Origin of the sequence: Streptomyces rimosus, from assembly GCF_008704655.1 — a bacterium.
Classification (GTDB): domain Bacteria; phylum Actinomycetota; class Actinomycetes; order Streptomycetales; family Streptomycetaceae; genus Streptomyces; species Streptomyces rimosus.
The window spans coordinates 4,198,410-4,215,788 of sequence record NZ_CP023688.1 but is presented as its reverse complement, the minus strand read 5'-3'; the positions used below and the strand labels follow the sequence as shown (position 1 = coordinate 4,215,788).

Genomic DNA, 17,379 nt, shown 5'->3' with positions numbered 1-17,379 from the left:
CGATAGCAAGGTGCTGGAGGATCCGTGGACCTGTCCCTGTCGACCCGGACCGTTGGCGACCGTACGGTCGTCGAGGTCGGTGGCGAGATTGATGTATACACCGCGCCCAAGCTGCGTGAGCAGCTGGTCGAGCTCGTGAACGACGGAAGCTACCACCTCGTGGTCGACATGGAGCGTGTCGACTTTCTGGACTCCACGGGGCTCGGTGTGCTGGTCGGTGGGCTGAAGCGGGTGCGGGCCCACGAGGGCTCGCTGCGCCTGGTCTGCAACCAGGAGCGCATTTTGAAGATCTTCCGTATCACCGGACTGACCAAGGTGTTCCCGATCCACACCTCGGTCGACGAAGCCGTCGCGGCCACCGACTGACGGCTCGCCGGACCCCGCGCCGAGGGCGCGGGGTCGGAAGCAGTGGGGGGAACCGGGCTTGGCGGTCCGGCCCCCTGCGTTGCACGCCCGCATACCGAGGGGGATGGCATGGCCACCGTCGAACTCCGCTTCAGCGCCCTTCCCGAGCACGTCCGCACCGCGCGACTGGTCGCGGCTGCCGTGGCGAGGCGGGCCGGCGTGGACGAGGCCGTGCTGGACGAGGTTCGGCTCGCCGTCGGTGAGGCGTGCACCCGTGCGGTGGGACTGCACCGCACCAACAACATCGCGGCGCCGGTACGGGTCGCCCTGGTCGAGGACGAGAAGAAGTTCTCCATCGAGGTGGGCGACGAGGTCCCGGGCAGCCCGGCCGGTGCCGGTGCGGTGCCCGGCGTCCGCGGCGCCGACGGTGAGCCGCTGCCCGGCGGGCACTCCCTGGACAACGGCGACGGGGCGGAGGGCGACGACGAGATGGGCCTCGCGGTCATCAGCGGGCTGGTCGACGACGTCGAGGTGACCTCGGGCGAGACCGGCGGCGTCATCCGCATGAGCTGGCCGACCACGCCGGCACCGGTGCTGCCGTAGGGCGTGCGGGGCTCCGGCGGACACGGCTGCTCCCGTAGAGCCGCACCACAGAGCTGACCTCGTACGGCGCCGACGGCCTTCCGGGTACAGCGCCGACGGCTTTCCGGCACCCCTCGTACGCGACCACCCCGTACGCCTCCCGTACCCCTGAACGCGCCCCCGCGCCCCCCATTCGTCTCTACGCCCCCCACCTCTTTCGTGGCGCTTGTCGTGGCGGGCCCGGACCTGGTCGAAACGCGCTCTCCACGGCGCGGCCGGCCCCACCCCGCGCACCCCTCTCTTCAGGCCACATCCGCACACCCGTACCCAGGGAGCCCCGCGGACTCCACGGACCCACAGGTCCCGCGCTCCGGCCGCCTCCGCCTCCCCACCCGGCCGTACCGGGCGTACGGTCCGCCGCCGCCCGGGACCCGCGCGGCCCCTACCGGAGTGCGTACTTCCGTGGCGGTACGAGGGTGCCCGGCCCGCGTCCGGCGCCCGCCGCACGCGCACCGCCGCCAGGCCCGTCCGCCGTACCGCCGCCACCCCGCCGGACGGCCGGGCCCATACGTACGCCCGTGCACGCCCCCGAGCCGCCCGGTGCGCGCCGTCCGGCCGCGGTCCGCGCCGGATCCGTCCGCACCCCCTCCCGCGCCGGTCCGCTGCTGCCGTGAGCAGGGGCGTTAGGTAAGACCCTGAGATCATCATTCACTTGTCAGCGAATTATTCGCATTCATTCGTCCAGGCGAATTGCGGCAAACGCGTCAGCGGCCACCGGATTTTCGATCTTCGCCGCTTCTTCGCCTGATCTCTGTCCGATCTCCGCCCGTTCTTCGAACGATCTCGGCCGCGACCGGCGAATTCCCTTTGAGGCGCCCTGTTTTGATCTCGTGCCGCTACCTACAATCCGTCCACACCTTTGCTCAGTTCGCCTGAGCGTGCATCCGCGCGCCCATGTGCCAAACGTCAAGGAGGACGAATGGCGGGGCCTTACACCCCTCAGTTGCTGGAACATCCCTCTTACCTGGCCGAGCCATCGCTGACGTCGGGCAACCGCGGCATCGTGCTGGTGATCGCCGTCGTGGCGCTCGCGGCACTGGCCGTCGCGGCGGTACTGGTGCGGCAAGTGCTCGCCGCCGGTGAGGGCACCGACAGCATGAAGAAGATCGCCGCCGCCGTGCAGGAAGGCGCGAATGCCTATCTCGCGCGGCAGTTGCGCACCCTCGGCGTTTTCGCCGTGGTGGTGTTCTTCCTGCTCATGCTGCTCCCCGCGGACAACTGGACGCAGCGCGCCGGGCGCAGCGTCTTCTTCTTGATCGGCGCCGGTTTCTCGGCCGCCACCGGCTATATCGGGATGTGGCTGGCGGTCCGCAGCAATGTGCGGGTCGCCGCCGCGGCCCGGGAAGCCACGCCGGGCGAGGGCGAGGCGAAAAAGGATCTCACCGCCGTCGCGCACAAGGCCATGAAGATCGCTTTCCGTACGGGTGGCGTCGTCGGCATGTTCACCGTGGGGCTCGGCCTGCTGGGCGCGTCCTGTGTGGTGCTCGTCTACGCGGTCGACGCGCCCAAGGTCCTGGAGGGCTTCGGCCTCGGCGCCGCGCTGATCGCCATGTTCATGCGCGTCGGTGGCGGCATCTTCACCAAGGCCGCGGACGTCGGCGCCGACCTCGTCGGCAAGGTCGAGCAGGGCATCCCCGAGGACGACCCGCGCAACGCCGCCACCATCGCGGACAACGTCGGCGACAACGTGGGCGACTGCGCGGGCATGGCCGCCGACCTCTTCGAGTCGTACGCCGTGACGCTGGTCGCCGCCCTCATCCTGGGCATGGCCGCCTTCGGCGACTCGGGCCTGGCCTTCCCGCTGCTGGTCCCGGCCATCGGCGTGCTCACCGCGATGGTCGGCATCTTCGTGGTGGCGCCCCGGCGCTCCGACCGCAGCGGCATGACCGCCATCAACCGCGGCTTCTTCATCTCCGCGGCGATCTCGCTGGTCCTCGTGGCGATCGCGGTCTTCACGTACCTGCCGTCCTCCTACGCGGACCTGTCCGGCGTCTCGGACCCCGCGATCCTGGGCCGCAGCGGCGATCCGCGGATGCTGGCGCTGGTGGCGGTCGCCATCGGCATCGTGCTGGCCGCGCTCATCCAGCAGCTCACCGGCTACTTCACGGAGACCAGCCGGCGGCCCGTACGGGACATCGGCAAGACCTCACTGACCGGCCCGGCGACGGTGGTGCTCTCCGGGATCTCGGTCGGTCTGGAGTCCGCGGTCTACTCCGCGGTGCTGATCGGCCTGGCCGTGTACGGCGCGTTCCTGCTGGGCGGTGCCTCGATCATGCTGGCGCTGTTCGCGGTGGCGCTGGCCGGCACCGGCCTGCTGACCACCGTCGGCGTCATCGTCGCGATGGACACCTTCGGCCCGGTCTCCGACAACGCCCAGGGCATCGCCGAGATGTCCGGCGACGTCACCGGCGACGGCGCGCAGGTCCTCACCGACCTCGACGCCGTCGGCAACACCACCAAGGCCATCACCAAGGGCATCGCCATCGCCACCGCGGTGCTGGCCGCGGCGGCGCTGTTCGGCTCGTACCGCGACGCGATCGCCAAGGCCGTCCGGGAGGTCGGCGACGCCGCGCAGGGCATGGGCCTGAGCCTGGACATCTCGCAGCCGAACAACCTGGTGGGCCTGGTGCTGGGCGCCTCGGTCGTCTTCCTCTTCTCGGGGCTGGCGATCAACGCGGTGTCCCGGTCGGCGGGCTCGGTCGTCTTCGAGGTGCGGCGACAGTTCCGCGAGAAGCCCGGGATCATGGACTACACGGAGCAGCCCGAGTACGGGCGTGTCGTGGACATCTGCACCAAGGACGCGCTGCGCGAGCTGGCCACGCCCGGCCTGCTGGCGGTGCTCACCCCGATGGCCGTCGGTTTCTCGCTCGGCGTCGGCGCGCTCGGCTCGTTCCTCGCCGGCGCGATCGGCACCGGCACCCTGATGGCGGTCTTCCTCGCCAACTCCGGCGGCGCCTGGGACAACGCGAAGAAGCTGGTCGAGGACGGCCACCACGGCGGCAAGGGCAGCGAGGCGCACGCCGCGACCGTCATCGGCGACACGGTCGGCGACCCGTTCAAGGACACCGCGGGCCCCGCGATCAACCCGCTGCTGAAGGTCATGAACCTGGTGGCGCTGCTGATCGCGCCGGCCGTGGTGAAGTTCAGCTACGGCGCGGACAAGAACGTCGGCGTACGGATCGTGGTCGCCGTGCTGGCCGTCACGATCATCGTCGGCGCGGTGTACCTCTCCAAGCGCCGCGGCATCGCGGTGGGTGACGAAGACAACAGCTCGGGGAAGGTGGCGCAGACCGCCGACCCCGCGGTGGTCTCCTGACAAAACCGGCGTCCGCGCCGCTCAACGGGCGGGCGGACGGCGTGCCTTGAGTACGCCGTCCGCCCGCCCTGCCGTGTGCCCGGCCGCGGCCCCGGCCTTGGTGCAAATGGCTGCAATGCGGGTGGTACGGCCCGACCGGCTCGGGGGCGGGGGCCTTCGGACGTGTATGTTCCGGGGCCGAGAGCCATGGAAGGGACCAATCCGGTGAAGAAGAAGCTTGTGGCCGTGCTGTCCGGCGGCGCGGCACTGATGCTCGCGCTGACCGGCTGCAGCGACGACGGCGACAAAAAGCTCGACGACTGGGCCAAGAAGTTCTGCGACCCCGCCCAGGCCCAGTTCAAGAAGATCCAGGACGCCAACACGGCCATGCAGACGGCCGACAGCGGCGGCACCGACTCCAAGAAGGTGCAGGAGGCCGACTCCAAGGCGTTCCAGCAGATCTCCGACGCCTACGCGGCACTGGCCAAGTCGCTGAGCCAGGCGGGCGCGCCGCCCGCCGACGGCGGCGAGGAGTCGCAGAAGAACGCGGTCAAGGAGCTCAACGACCTGTCCAAGGGCTACGGCGATCTCAAGAAGCAGGTCGACGGGCTGGACACGGGCGACAAGGGCAAGTTCGCGGACGGCCTGCGGTCGCTGTCGGACGGCATCAACAAGCTCAACAAGAAGAGCGAACAGGCGTTCAAGAAGCTGGAGTCCGGGGACGTCGGCAAGGCGATGGCCGGGCAGCCCGGCTGCCAGAACCAGAAGGCCACGGAGGGCGCCGGCTCGGTCTCGCCGAAGAAGTAGGCCGCGCCGGCCACCGCGCGCGGGGCGCGGCGACACGCCGTTGGGTACGGGCGGAGCGCCGCCACTGCGCGCCGGGCCCGGCGATACGCCGCCGAGTATGGGCGGACCGCCGCCACCGCGCCCCGGACGCGGCCGACACGTCGTCAGGGGCTGTCGGGGCGTCGCCCCTGCGCGCCGGGTGCGGCGGTACGCCACCTCGGGTACGGGCGCATCGCCGCCGCGCGCCGGGCCGGGCGGCACACCATCGGGTGCGGGCGGACCGTGGCCCCCGGGCGCCTGGTGCGGCGACGCGCCGTCAGGTACGGACGGAGCGGCCCCCGGGCGCCGGATGCGGCGACACGCCCTCAGGTACGGACGGAGCGCGGATCCCGGGCGCCGGGCCCGGCGGCACACCGTTCAGGTACGACCGGACGCCGCCACCGCACCCCGGACCCGGCCGACGCGCCGTCAGGTACGGCGGGGCCGCGTCCGACACGCCGTCGGGCGTGGCCGGGCGGTCGCGGTACGGCGGGGCCGTGGCCGTTTGTCAGTGGTTGCCCCGACAATGGGGGCGTGAGTACGCACCTCCCCACCGCTGACCTTCGAGACCCCGATTCCGCCGCCCGCACGGCCCGGCTGCGCGACGCGCTGCGGGCCGCCGGGTTCACCGCCGACGGCCTCCTGGAACTGCTCGGCGCCCCCGCCTACGCCGCGCTGGCCCGCAGCGAGACCGTCCCGGCGCTCCGCGCCACCCGCGGCACGGACGCACCGGCCACCCTGGTGCGCCTGTTCCTGCTCCAGCGCCCGGTGCCGTACGACCGCGCGGCCGCCGCGCTGCCGGTCGAGGACTGCCTCGCCGACGGCTGGCTGGTGCGCGACGGCGACGAGGTCCGCGCGAGCGTGGACGTACGCCCGTACGGCGGTCCCGACGGCCAGGACTGGTGGATCGTCTCCGACCTGGGGTGCGCGGTCGGCGGCGCGGGCGGCATCCGGGCCGCCGAGGAGGCCGCGGGCGTGGACCGCGCGCAGCTGGTTCTCGGCGTCGGCGGCGCGTCCACCACCCTCGCCGGCATCACGGTCCGCACCCCGGTCGCCAAGGCCCTCGACCTCGGCACCGGCTCCGGCATCCAGGCGCTGCACGCCTCCGCGTACGCCACCCAGGTCACGGCCACGGACCTGAACCCGCGCGCCCTGCGGATCGCCCGCCTCACACTGGCCCTGTCCGGGGCGCCCGAGGCGGACCTGCGCGAGGGCTCGCTGTTCGAGCCGGTGGGGGAAGAGACGTACGACCTGATTGTTTCCAACCCGCCCTTCGTGATCTCGCCGGGCGCCCGGCTGACCTACCGCGACGGCGGCATGGGCGGCGACGACCTGTGCCGCACCCTGGTCCAGCAGGCGGCGGCCCACCTGAACGACGGCGGTTACTGCCAGCTCCTCGCCAACTGGCAGCACGTCGAGGGCGAGGACTGGCGCGACCGGCTGCGCTCCTGGGTGCCGCGCGGCTGCGACGCGTGGATCGTGCAGCGCGAGGTCCAGGACGTCACGCAGTACGCCGAGCTGTGGCTGCGGGACGCCGGCGACCACCGCACGAGCCCCGAGGAGTACGCCGCGCGCTACGACGCCTGGCTGGAGGAGTTCGAGGCCCGTAAGACCAAGGCCGTCGGCTTCGGGTGGATCACCCTGCGCAAGTCCGGCGCCGAGGCCCCCTCGATCACCGTCGAGGAGTGGCCGCACCCGGTCGAGCAGCCGCTGGGCGCCGCGGTCGTCGACCATTTCGCCCGCCAGGACTACCTGCGCGAGACGGACGACGCGGCGCTGCTGGCCGCGCACTTCCGGCTCGCTCCCGAGGTCGTGCAGGAGCAGGTCGGGCTGCCCGGCGCGGAGGACCCGGAGCATGTCGTCCTCCGGCAGAACCGCGGCATGCGGCGCGCCACGAAGGTGGACACGGTCGGCGCGGGCTTCGCCGGGGTGTGCGACGGCTCGCTGCCCGCCGGTCGCATCCTGGACGCGATCGCGCAACTGATGGGCGAGGACCCGGTGTTGCTCCGCGACCGCACCCCCGAGGCCATCCGGATGCTGGTCGAACAGGGCTTCCTGGAGCCGGTCGGACAGGGCTGACGGCGAGCGGGAGCGGGACGGGGGTGGCGCGAGGGGAGTGGTCGGGAGGCTTCGCGGCGGGCGGGCGGCGGCGTTCACCCGCTGTTCGCCGGTGGGCCGTCCGGAGGTGCCACGCTGCCCGCATGGAGAGTGGACCCGAGGCGTTCGCCGGTGTGGCCTTCGCGCTGTTCGGCGCCGGCCTGCTGGTGTGGACGGGCGTGTGCGTACGGTCCGGGGAGCGCGTCGCCGACGGGGTCAGCCGGTCGACCGGGGCGGCGCTGACGCTGCTCTTCGGGACGCTCTTCCTGGTGACGGGGTGCTGGCTGCTGCTGTAGCGACGGGCCGCTGCTGCCGCTCTGGCACCACGGCCCGCCCGGGTCGCCGGCGCCGACGCTGCCGTCCGGCGGCGATCTTTTCGTTGCGCGATCAACTGCCATATCGAACACCGGTGTTCACTTCTGTCGCTTAAGAAAAGCTTATCCACGTGTGAGGCAACCGACACGGCCATCCACCCGTGTTCCTGAGTGAAGGCCATCAACCGGCCCAACTGGGAGGAACACGACATGAACCGTGCATACCGCCTCGCCGCCGCAGGTGTTCTCAGCGCCGCTCTCGTCGCCGGGACCGCGGCCGCCGCCTCGGCCGCCCCTGCGGCACCGACCGCCCACGCCGTCGCCGCCAAGGCCCCGCAGCAGGCCACGCTCACCGCCAAGGCGAGCACCGGCTCGGTCAAGGCGTGGCAGGAGTTCCGTATCTCCGGTACCTCCACGGGCCTGAAGGCGGGCACCAAGGTCACCGTCCAGCAGAAGCAGGGCGCCAAGTGGGTCTCGCTGCCCGCGAGCGTGAACACCGGCAAGACCGGCGCCTACTCGGTCCGTGTGAAGCTGGGCATCAAGGGCGTCAACCAGCTGCGCATCGCCGGTGGCGGCGTCGTCTCGCCGGTGGTCAGCGTCACGGTGCGCTGAGGCACGGCCCCAAGAGGTACGGCTGCCAAAGGTACGGCCCCAAGAGGCACCGACTTAGATCGATACGCACGGTACGCCGGGCGCGCCGCTTCCCCGCGGCAGCGCCCGGCGGCCTGCGTTCAGCCCGTGAGATTGCGCACGAGCATCCAGACCGCGGCGATCCCCAGGACGACGACGTTGCCGCGCGCCCCGAGACGGGCCCGGAAGCGGTGCCCGCGCAGCCCCGCGTACAGCCACCGGCCGATCACGTACGCGGCGGCCGGCACGCCCAGCGTCAGCAGGACGGCGTTGTCGTGGAAGGCCCCCACGAGGTCGCCGTGCATCAGGTCGTACGCCATGCGGGTCCCGCCGCACGCCGGGCACAGCAATCCGGTCGCCCAGCGGAACGGGCACGGGAGCAGGAGATGCCCCGGTTCATGCGGATTGGTGTGCCAGAGATACGCCGCGCCGAGAGCCCCGACGCCGAAGGCGACGGCCGCGCGGCGAAGCGTCGCCTTCCGGATGGCGGCAGGGGAGGGGGCGCCGTTCGCGGGAGGTCCGCCGGGTGCGCTCATCGGGGTGCTCACCGGATCGGCGACCTGGCGTAGTCGCCCTGATCCAGGACAAACATGACCGGCTCGGGCGATAGCCCCGCAACTCGCATGGCTTGATCGCGCCCCTCGCCCTCCGCCCGCTTCGGGACCCGCCCGGCCCGGCGGCGGTGACCTGCGCCGGGCCGCCCGCGCGACGGCTCCGCGTACTGCTTCGGCATCGTTGCGAGCACCCCCGGGAACGCTTGATGAGAACGGATACGGCCACCGTCCATCCTGCCAGCGCCGCCCGGCCGCCAGGACCCCCCGCCCGGCCTGCGCCGCTTCGCTCCGTACGGCGGCCGTGCCGGGCCCGGCACGGGGCGCGTGTCCGGTCCGGGCGGCATGAAGGCATGTAGTCGGGTTACCGTTCGAGTGGCGTTGCGGGGTTTTTCCGTTTGACACGAGGGCGGGATGTACCGTCACACTCCGCAGCGTCAAGCGTCACCGCAGTGTCCCCCAGAGCTCCGGCCCGGGGGGTTACCCCCAGCGTCGACCGGAGAGAAGAGCGAAGTTGTCCCCGACCAGCGAGACCGCACAGGGCGGCGGCCGCCGACTCGTCATCGTCGAGTCGCCTGCCAAGGCGAAGACGATCAAGGGCTACCTCGGCCCCGGCTACGTGGTCGAGGCCAGCGTCGGGCACATCCGCGACCTCCCGAACGGCGCGGCGGAGGTCCCGGCGAAGTACAAGGGCGAGCCCTGGGCCCGCCTCGGCGTGAACGTCGACGCCGACTTCCAGCCGATCTACGTCGTCAACAGCGACAAGAAGGACCAGGTCAAGAAGCTCAAGGAGCTGCTGGCCGAGTCCGACGAACTCTTCCTCGCCACCGATGAGGACCGCGAGGGCGAGGCCATCGCCTGGCACCTCCAGGAGATCCTCAAGCCCAAGGTCCCGGTTCACCGGATGGTCTTCCACGAGATCACCAAGGACGCGATCCGGGCCGCCGTCGCCAACCCGCGCGAGCTGAACCAGAAGCTGGTCGACGCCCAGGAGACCCGCCGCATCCTCGACCGCCTCTACGGCTACGAGGTCTCGCCGGTCCTGTGGAAGAAGGTCATGCCGCGGCTGTCGGCCGGCCGTGTGCAGTCGGTGGCCACCCGCCTCGTCGTCGAGCGGGAGCGCGAGCGCATCGCCTTCCGCTCCGCCGAGTACTGGGACCTGACCGGCACCTTCTCCACGGGCCGCGCCGGTGACCCGAGCGACCCCGCGACCCTGGCCGCCCGCCTGTCCACGGTCGACGGCCGCCGCGTCGCCCAGGGCCGCGACTTCGGCCCCAACGGTCAGCTGAAGAACGCCGACGTGCTCCACCTCGACGAGGCCAACGCCCGCGCGCTGGCCGCCGCCCTGGAGAACACCGAGTTCGCGGTCCGGTCGGTCGAGTCCAAGCCGTACCGGCGCTCCCCGTACGCCCCGTTCCGTACGACCACGCTCCAGCAGGAGGCCAGCCGCAAGCTGGGCTTCGGCGCCAAGGCCACCATGCAGGTGGCGCAGAAGCTGTACGAGAACGGCTTCATCACCTATATGCGTACGGACTCCACGACGCTCTCGGACACCGCGATCTCCGCGGCCCGTGCGCAGGTCACGCAGCTGTACGGTGCCTCCTACCTGCCGGACAAGCCGCGCTCGTACGCCGGCAAGGTCAAGAACGCGCAGGAGGCGCACGAGGCGATCCGGCCTTCGGGCGATCGTTTCCGCACCCCGGCGGAGACCGGTCTGACCGGCGACCAGTTCCGGCTGTACGAGCTGATCTGGAAGCGCACCGTCGCCTCCCAGATGAAGGACGCGACCGGCAACTCCGTCACCGTCAAGATCGGCGGCCGGGCGAGCGACGGCCGCGACGCCGAGTTCAGCGCCTCCGGCAAGACCATCACCTTCCACGGCTTCCTCAAGGCGTACGTGGAAGGCGCCGACGACCCGAACGCCGAGCTGGACGACCGCGAGCGGCGGCTGCCGCAGGTCGCCGAGGGCGACCGGCTCAGCGCCGAGGAGATCACCGCCGACGGCCACGCCACCAAGCCCCCGGCCCGCTACACCGAAGCGACGCTGGTCAAGGAGCTGGAAGAGCGCGAGATCGGCCGCCCGTCGACCTACGCGTCGATCATCGGCACGATCCTGGACCGCGGCTACGTCTTCAAGAAGGGCACCGCCCTGGTGCCGTCCTTCCTGAGCTTCGCCGTGGTCAACCTCCTGGAGAAGCACTTCGGGCGGCTCGTCGACTACGACTTCACCGCCAAGATGGAGGACGACCTCGACCGCATCGCCCGCGGCGAGGCCCAGGCCGTGCCGTGGCTGCGCCGCTTCTACTTCGGCGAGGGCGAGGCGGCCGGCGCCGCCTCCGAGGCCGGCAACGGCGACGGCGACCACCTCGGCGGCCTGAAGGAACTGGTCACCGACCTCGGCGCGATCGACGCCCGCGAGGTGTCCTCCTTCCCCGTCGGCGACGGCATCGTGCTGCGCGTGGGCCGCTACGGCCCGTACGTGGAGCGCGGTGAGAAGGACGCCGAGGGCCACCAGCGCGCCGACGTGCCGGACGACCTGGCGCCCGACGAGCTGACGGTGGAGTACGCCGAGGAGCTGCTCGCCAAGCCCAGCGGCGACTTCGAGCTGGGCAAGGACCCGGAGAGCGGCAACCAGATCGTCGCCAAGGACGGCCGCTACGGCCCGTACGTCACCGAGATCCTGCCCGAGGGCACCCCGAAGACCGGCAAGAACGCGGTCAAGCCGCGCACCGCCTCGCTCTTCAAGTCGATGTCCCTGGACACCGTCACCCTCGCCGACGCGCTCAAGCTGATGTCGCTGCCGCGGGTGGTCGGCAAGGACCCCGAGGGCGTCGAGATCACCGCGCAGAACGGCCGTTACGGCCCGTACCTGAAGAAGGGCACGGACTCGCGCTCCCTGGAGAGCGAGGACCAGATCTTCGACATCACCCTGGAGCAGGCCCTCGCCATCTACGCGCAGCCCAAGCAGCGCGGCCGGGCCGCCGCCAAGCCGCCGCTCAAGGAGCTGGGCACCGACCCGGTCAGCGAGCGCCCGGTGGTCGTCAAGGACGGCCGCTTCGGCCCGTACGTGACGGACGGCGAGACCAACGCGACCCTGCGCCGGGACGACGACGTCGAGACGATCACGCCCGAGCGCGGGTACGAGCTGCTGGCCGAAAAGCGGGCCAAGGGCCCGGCCAAGAAGACCGCCAAGAAGGCCCCGGCCAAGAAGACGACGGCCAAGAAGACCGCCGCCAAGAAGGCCCCGGCGAAGAAGACGGCCGCCAAGAAGACGACGACCGCGAAGAAGACCACGACGGCGAAGAAGACGACCGCCGCCAAGAAGACCACGGCGGCGGCCGCGAAGAAGGCGGCCGAGAGCGTGGAGAGCTGAGGGGGGGGAGCACGACGGCGTACCGCGTCACCTTCACCGTCGAGGCGAAGGTGACGGCGGACGCCCTCCCGCGCGAGCGGCGTGACCTGCTCGAACGCGGGCTGGCCAAGCTCGCGCTCGACCCGTACCACGAGCTCACGGCCCACATCGGCACGCATGAGGACAACCGCAAGGCCCAGGTGGCGCCGGGCCTTCTCATCGAGTACGTCGTCGCACGCGGCCTGATCGTCGTCATGGCGGTCGAGGTCTTCGACGACGTGCTGCTCGATGACTAGGGCGTTCGCGGTGGTCCTCCCCCGGTCCGCCACGGAGATCCGCCGGGAGTGCCCCGAACCCACCCGTCCGTGTGTTCGGGTGGAAGCTGGACCTGTCATATCCGGCCGATAGGCTGGCGGAATGACGCGTGCCGAGCTCCCTACGGTCGTGACCCCCACATCCGGCGCCCTCGTCGCGGACTCCCGCGAGCGCGCCGTGCGAGCCCTGCTCCGCTTCCCCCCACTGAAGCGGCTCTGGAGCGCACAGTTCGTCGGGGCGATCGGCGATGCCCTTGCCCTGCTGGTGCTCGTACTGCTCTCGCTGCAAGCGGCGCTGTACGTCCCCTCCGGCGGCCAGGCGGCCTTCGGCGGCGGCTATCGGGGCGCGGCCCTGGCCGTCGCCGCCGTCTTCGCGGCCCGGATGCTGGCCACCCTGCTCTCCGGGGCGGTGCTGCTGGGCCCGCTGTCCGCGCTGACCGCGCCGTCCGGCCCGCTGGACCGGCGCTGGACCATGATCGGCGCGGACGGGCTGCGGCTGGCGTTGCTGGTCGTGGCCCCGCTGTGGATCGACTGGACCCCCGGCAGTGCGCTGATCTGGCTGCTGGTGACGGTCTTCGTCACCGGCGTGGCCGAGCGGTTCTGGACCGTCGCCCGGGAAAGCGCGGCGCCCGGACTGCTGCCCGCGCCTCCCGCCGAGGGCACGGCCGTCCGCCCGCTGCCGGACAACCTGGACGCGCTGCGCCGCCTGTCGCTGCGTACCGCTTTCGTGTCCCTCCCGCTGGCCGCCGCCGGACTGATCGTCGTCACGCTCGTCACCAGGCTGCTGGCCAACGGCATCGACTGGTTCGCCGACCACCAGGCCGCGCTCGCCTCGTACGTGGCCTCCGGCCTCTTCGCCGCGTCCATCTCGATCCAGTACTTCCTCGAACTTCCCGGTACGCAGACCCCGCGCCCCCGCTCGCCCCTGGAGGGCCTGCGCCGCCCGAAGACCGAAACGGGCGCCGACCGGGGCCGTACGGGCGCCGTACCGCTGCTGGTGCTGGCCTGCGCGGCGGTGGCCGGCGCGATCGCCGCGGCCGTCTCGGTGGCGGTCCTGCACGCCGGTGACCTCGGCGGCGGCCCGGCCGCCTTCGGGCTGCTGGTGCTCGGCCTGAGCGCCGGACCGGTCGCGGGCATCCGCGGCGCGCACAAGGTGCTGCCCGCGCTGTCCCGGCGCCGCCTGCTGGCCCTCGCGGTGGCCGTCACGGGCCTGGCGCTGCTGGCGGCCGGGCTGGTCCCGGACACCACGACGGTCGTCCTGCTGATGCTGCTGGCCGGAGTGGCGGCCGGTATCGCGGCCAGCACCGGGCACACCCTGCTCGACCAGGAGACCGAGGAGGCCCGTACCGCCCGTACGACCGAGCATCTGCACGCGGTCGTGCGGCTCGTCGTCGCGCTGGCCGTCATCGTCGCCCCGCTGCTGGCCGGGGCCATCGGCCCGCACCACCTCGCGGGCGACCGGAACGTCTTCTCGCACGGCGGCGCGGCCTTCACGCTGATGCTGGTCGGCGCGCTGCTGCTGCCGGTCGCCGCGTGGGTGCTCGGCAAGGTGGACGACCGCTCGGGCGTCCCTCTCGGGCGCGACCTGCGCGAGGCGCTGCGCGGCGGCGACCCGGACCAGGCACCGGCCCCCACCGGCTTCTTCATCGCCCTGGAGGGCGGCGACGGGGCCGGCAAGTCGACGCAGGTCCAGGCGCTGGCGGAGTGGATCCGCGGCAAGGGCCACGAGGTCGTGGTGACCCGCGAGCCGGGCGCCACCGCCATCGGCAAGCGCCTGCGGTCCATCATCCTCGACGTGTCCACCTCGGGCCTGTCGGACCGCGCGGAGGCGCTGATGTTCGCCGCCGACCGCGCCGAGCACGTCAACAGCGTGATCCGCCCGGCGCTGGAGCGCGGCGCCGTCGTCATCACCGACCGGTACATCGACTCCTCCGTCGCCTACCAGGGCGCGGGCCGCAACCTCGCCCCCACCGAGATCGCCCGCATCTCCCGCTGGGCCACCGACGGCCTCGTACCGCACCTGACCGTGCTCCTCGACGTCTCCCCGGAGACCGCCCGCGAGCGCTTCACCGAGGCCCCGGACCGGATGGAGTCCGAGCCCGCCGAATTCCACCAGCGGGTACGGTCCGGCTTCCTGACCCTGGCCGCCGCCGACCCGGCGCGCTACCTGGTCGTCGACGCGGGTCAGGAGCCCGAGGCCGTCACCACCGTCGTACGGCACCGCCTCGATCAGGTCCTGCCGATGTCCGAGGCCGAGATCAAGGCCCAGGAGGAGGCCCGCAAGGCGGCCGAGGAGGAAGCCCGGCGCAAGGCCGAGGAAGAGGCCGCGCGCAAGGCCGAGGAGGAGCGCAAGGAGCGCGAACGGCAGGAACAGCTCGCCAAGCTGCGCGCCGAGGAGGAAGAGCGCAAGCGCCGCGAGATCGAGGAGGCCAAGGCCCGCGAGGCCGCCCGCCAGGCGGAGGAGGCGCGCCAGCGCGCCGAAGAGGCCCGTAAGGCCGCCGAGGAGGAGCGCCGTCGGCGGGAGGCCGAGGAGCGCGCGCGGCAGGAGGAGCAGGAGCGGCTGCGCAAGCGCGCCGAGGAGGAGACGCGGCTGCGCAAGGAGGCCGAGGAACGCCGCCTGGAGAAGCAGCGCAAGGCCGAGGAGGCGCTGCTCCGCGCGGAGCAGGCCCGGCTTGAGGCGGCGGCTGAGGCGGAGGCCAAGGCCAAGGCCGAGGCGGAAGCGCGCGCCAAGGAAGAGGCCGAGGCCGCGCGCAGGGCCGAGGAAGAGGCCGCACGGGCGGCGGAGGCCGCGGAGGCGCCGACTACGGAGACGCCGATGGCGGGGCTGGAGCGGCAGACCCGTACGTCGTCCCAGGCCCAGTCCCAAGCCCGGTCCCAGCCCTCGTCCGCGTCCTCGGATGCCGAGGAGACCGCGGTGCTGCCGCAGCACCGGGACGTGCCGGGGGCCTCCGACGAGACCGCGGTGCTGCCGCCCGTACGGCCCGAGGCCCGCGACAGCTGGCAGGAGCGCGAACAGGCGCGGCGCGGGGACGACCCGGCGGACCGCGTACCGGAATGGATGTTCCGCAAGGAGGAGGGCGGCCGTACGGACCGCCGCGACCGTACGGACGCGCGCGGCGACTCCGGGACGTCCGGCGTGGAGCGTACGCGCGAACTGCCGCAGATCGACCCGGCCACCGGAGAGCCGGTGGAGCCCGCGCCGCGCCGCCGCCCGGCGTGGGCGGAGGAGACCCCGCTGGACGACCTGCCGACGCTGGCCGACGAACTCCTCGGCCCGCGCGAGGACGAGGACGAGCAGCGGGGCCATGGCCGGCGGGGGCGTCGGGACTGACGCCCGCGTACCGGCGGGGCGCCGGGAACGACCGGAGCGCCGACGGATGAGGTGAACGGGCCGGGCCCCGGCAGCAGCGAAGCAACGCGGCTGCCGGGGCCCGGCCCGTTGCCCGGGACGTCCGGGCAGTCGGTGGGAGCCTGCACAGACGTCCGGACTGTCAGTGGGAGCCCCCACAATGGAACCAGCGCGGGGCGCAAGGTGACGGCACGGGCGGTACGGCCGGCAGGGCCGGTACAGCCAGTACGGACAGGACAGGAACGGCGGGCAGCGACATGGCGGTGTGGGACGACGTGGTCGGGCAGGAACGCCTGATCGAGCAGCTCGCAGCGGCCGCACGCGACGCGGACGCGCTGGTCACGGCCGAGGGTGCGGCCGTGGACGGCACCGACCCGATAGCCCAGTCCGGTACGTCCAAGATGACGCACGCCTGGCTGTTCACCGGCCCGCCCGGCGCCGGCCGCGCCACCGCGGCGCGCGCCTTCGCCGCCGCCCTCCAGTGCGTCAGCCCGGACCGTGCCCTCGGCGGCGCCCCCGGCTGCGGCTTCTGCGAGGGCTGCCACACGAGCCTGGTGGGCACCCACGCCGACGTGGAGGTCGTCCGTACGGACCTGCTCTCGATCGGTGTGAAGGAGACCCGCGACCTGGTCCGCCGCTCCTCCATGTCCCCGTCGGGCGGCCGCTGGCAGGTGATCGTCCTGGAGGACGCCGACCGCCTCACCGAGGGCGCGGGCAACGTCCTCCTCAAGGCCGTCGAGGAGCCCGCTCCCCGTACGGTCTGGCTGCTGTGCGCCCCCTCCATCGAGGACGTGCTGCCCACCATCCGCTCCCGCTGCCGGCACGTGACCCTGTGTACGCCGCCGGTCGCCGCCGTCGCCGACGTCCTGGTCCGCCGGGACGGCATCGAGCCGGAGGCCGCCGCTGCCGCCGCGCGGGCCACCCAGGGCCACATCGACCGGGCCCGCCGCCTGGCCACCGACGAACGGGCCCGCGCCCGGCGCAACGCGGTCCTCAAACTCCCCCTGCGCGTGGACGACATCGGCGGCTGCCTCAAGGGCGCCCAGGAGCTGATCGACGCCGCGACGGAAGACGCCAAGCAGGTCGCCGAGGAGGTGGACGCCAAGGAGACGGAGGAACTGCGCGCCGCGCTCGGCGCCGCCGCCGGCACGGGCGGCCGCCTGCCGCGCGGCACCGCGGGCGCCATGAAGGAGCTCCAGGACAAGCAGAAGCGCCGCTCCACCCGCACCCAGCGCGACAGCCTCGACCTCGCCCTGACCGACCTCACCGGCTTCTACCGCGACGTCCTCGCCGTCCAGCTCAACTCCACGGTCCCCCTCGCCAACGAAGAGGTCCGCGACAGCATCCGCCGTATCGCCTCCTCCTCCACCCCCGAACGCACCCTGCGCCGGATAGAAGCCGTCATCGCCTGCCGCCAGGCCCTGGACCGCAACGTGGCCCCGCTGCTGGCGGTGGAGGCGATGACGGCGGCGTTGCGGAAGGGGTGAGGGGGCTTCCGTAGGGGGCGGCCGTACGGAGGGGAGAGAGACGGCCGCACGGAGAGGGAGCGCGACGGCCGTGAGGGTGAGAGCCGCCCGGCCACCGCCAGGAGCAGCCGCGCCTCCCCCTGCCCCCTGTCCCTCTCACCCGTACGAGCGCAGCGGTCCCCACGCTCTGCCCCGGCAC

The 17,379-nt window shown here is 72.6% G+C and carries 12 protein-coding genes; 11 read left to right on the top strand and 1 reads right to left on the bottom strand.

Features of this window, described 5'->3' with window-relative positions:
• Positions 1-24: 24 nt before the first annotated feature.
• From bldG to CP984_RS17580, 7 genes are all read left to right on the top strand, one after another.
• On the top strand, positions 25-366 hold the full coding sequence (gene bldG, locus CP984_RS17615; protein WP_004571875.1) for an anti-sigma factor antagonist BldG: 342 nt from the start codon (positions 25-27) through the stop codon (positions 364-366).
• A 108-nt stretch (positions 367-474) separates the two neighbouring features.
• Positions 475-948 carry an ATP-binding protein gene (locus tag CP984_RS17610; RefSeq protein ID WP_004571874.1) on the top strand — a complete coding sequence of 158 codons (474 nt, stop codon included), beginning with the start codon at positions 475-477 and terminating at the stop codon, positions 946-948.
• A 958-nt stretch (positions 949-1,906) separates the two neighbouring features.
• Complete coding sequence (locus CP984_RS17600; RefSeq protein ID WP_004571873.1) at positions 1,907-4,303, top strand: sodium-translocating pyrophosphatase; 2,397 nt, start codon at positions 1,907-1,909, stop codon at positions 4,301-4,303.
• Positions 4,304-4,507: 204 nt separating this feature from the next.
• Positions 4,508-5,089, top strand: a complete 582-nt coding sequence (locus tag CP984_RS17595; protein WP_004571872.1) for a hypothetical protein — start codon at positions 4,508-4,510, stop codon at positions 5,087-5,089.
• Between the two features lie 552 nt (positions 5,090-5,641).
• The gene (locus tag CP984_RS17590) at positions 5,642-7,186 is read left to right on the top strand and encodes a DUF7059 domain-containing protein (protein ID WP_004571871.1); all 1,545 of its coding nucleotides are present in this window, start codon (positions 5,642-5,644) and stop codon (positions 7,184-7,186) included.
• A gap of 122 nt (positions 7,187-7,308) precedes the next feature.
• Entirely contained in the window at positions 7,309-7,500 is a 192-nt protein-coding gene (locus CP984_RS17585) for a hypothetical protein (protein ID WP_004571870.1), read from the top strand.
• A gap of 228 nt (positions 7,501-7,728) precedes the next feature.
• On the top strand, positions 7,729-8,130 hold the full coding sequence (locus CP984_RS17580; RefSeq protein ID WP_030183753.1) for a hypothetical protein: 402 nt from the start codon (positions 7,729-7,731) through the stop codon (positions 8,128-8,130).
• Positions 8,131-8,249: 119 nt separating this feature from the next.
• Here CP984_RS17580 and CP984_RS17575 read toward each other — a convergent pair whose 3' ends face one another.
• Entirely contained in the window at positions 8,250-8,684 is a 435-nt protein-coding gene (locus tag CP984_RS17575; RefSeq protein WP_004571868.1) for a DUF2752 domain-containing protein, read from the bottom strand.
• 529 nt (positions 8,685-9,213) lie between these two features.
• Between CP984_RS17575 and topA the strand changes: the two genes are divergently transcribed.
• The 4 genes from topA to CP984_RS17555 all read left to right on the top strand — a co-directional run bounded on the left by topA (position 9,214) and on the right by CP984_RS17555 (position 17,201).
• On the top strand, positions 9,214-12,072 hold the full coding sequence (topA, locus tag CP984_RS17570; RefSeq protein WP_004571867.1) for a type I DNA topoisomerase: 2,859 nt from the start codon (positions 9,214-9,216) through the stop codon (positions 12,070-12,072).
• Positions 12,073-12,122: 50 nt separating this feature from the next.
• On the top strand, positions 12,123-12,347 hold the full coding sequence (locus CP984_RS17565) for a hypothetical protein (RefSeq protein WP_004571866.1): 225 nt from the start codon (positions 12,123-12,125) through the stop codon (positions 12,345-12,347).
• A gap of 121 nt (positions 12,348-12,468) precedes the next feature.
• A complete protein-coding gene (tmk, locus tag CP984_RS17560; protein ID WP_004571865.1) occupies positions 12,469-15,696 on the top strand; it encodes a dTMP kinase in 3,228 nt (1,075 codons plus the stop codon).
• A 275-nt stretch (positions 15,697-15,971) separates the two neighbouring features.
• Positions 15,972-17,201: a DNA polymerase III subunit delta' gene (locus CP984_RS17555; protein ID WP_004571864.1), complete on the top strand. Its 1,230-nt coding sequence runs from the start codon at positions 15,972-15,974 to the stop codon at positions 17,199-17,201.
• Positions 17,202-17,379 lie beyond the last annotated feature (178 nt).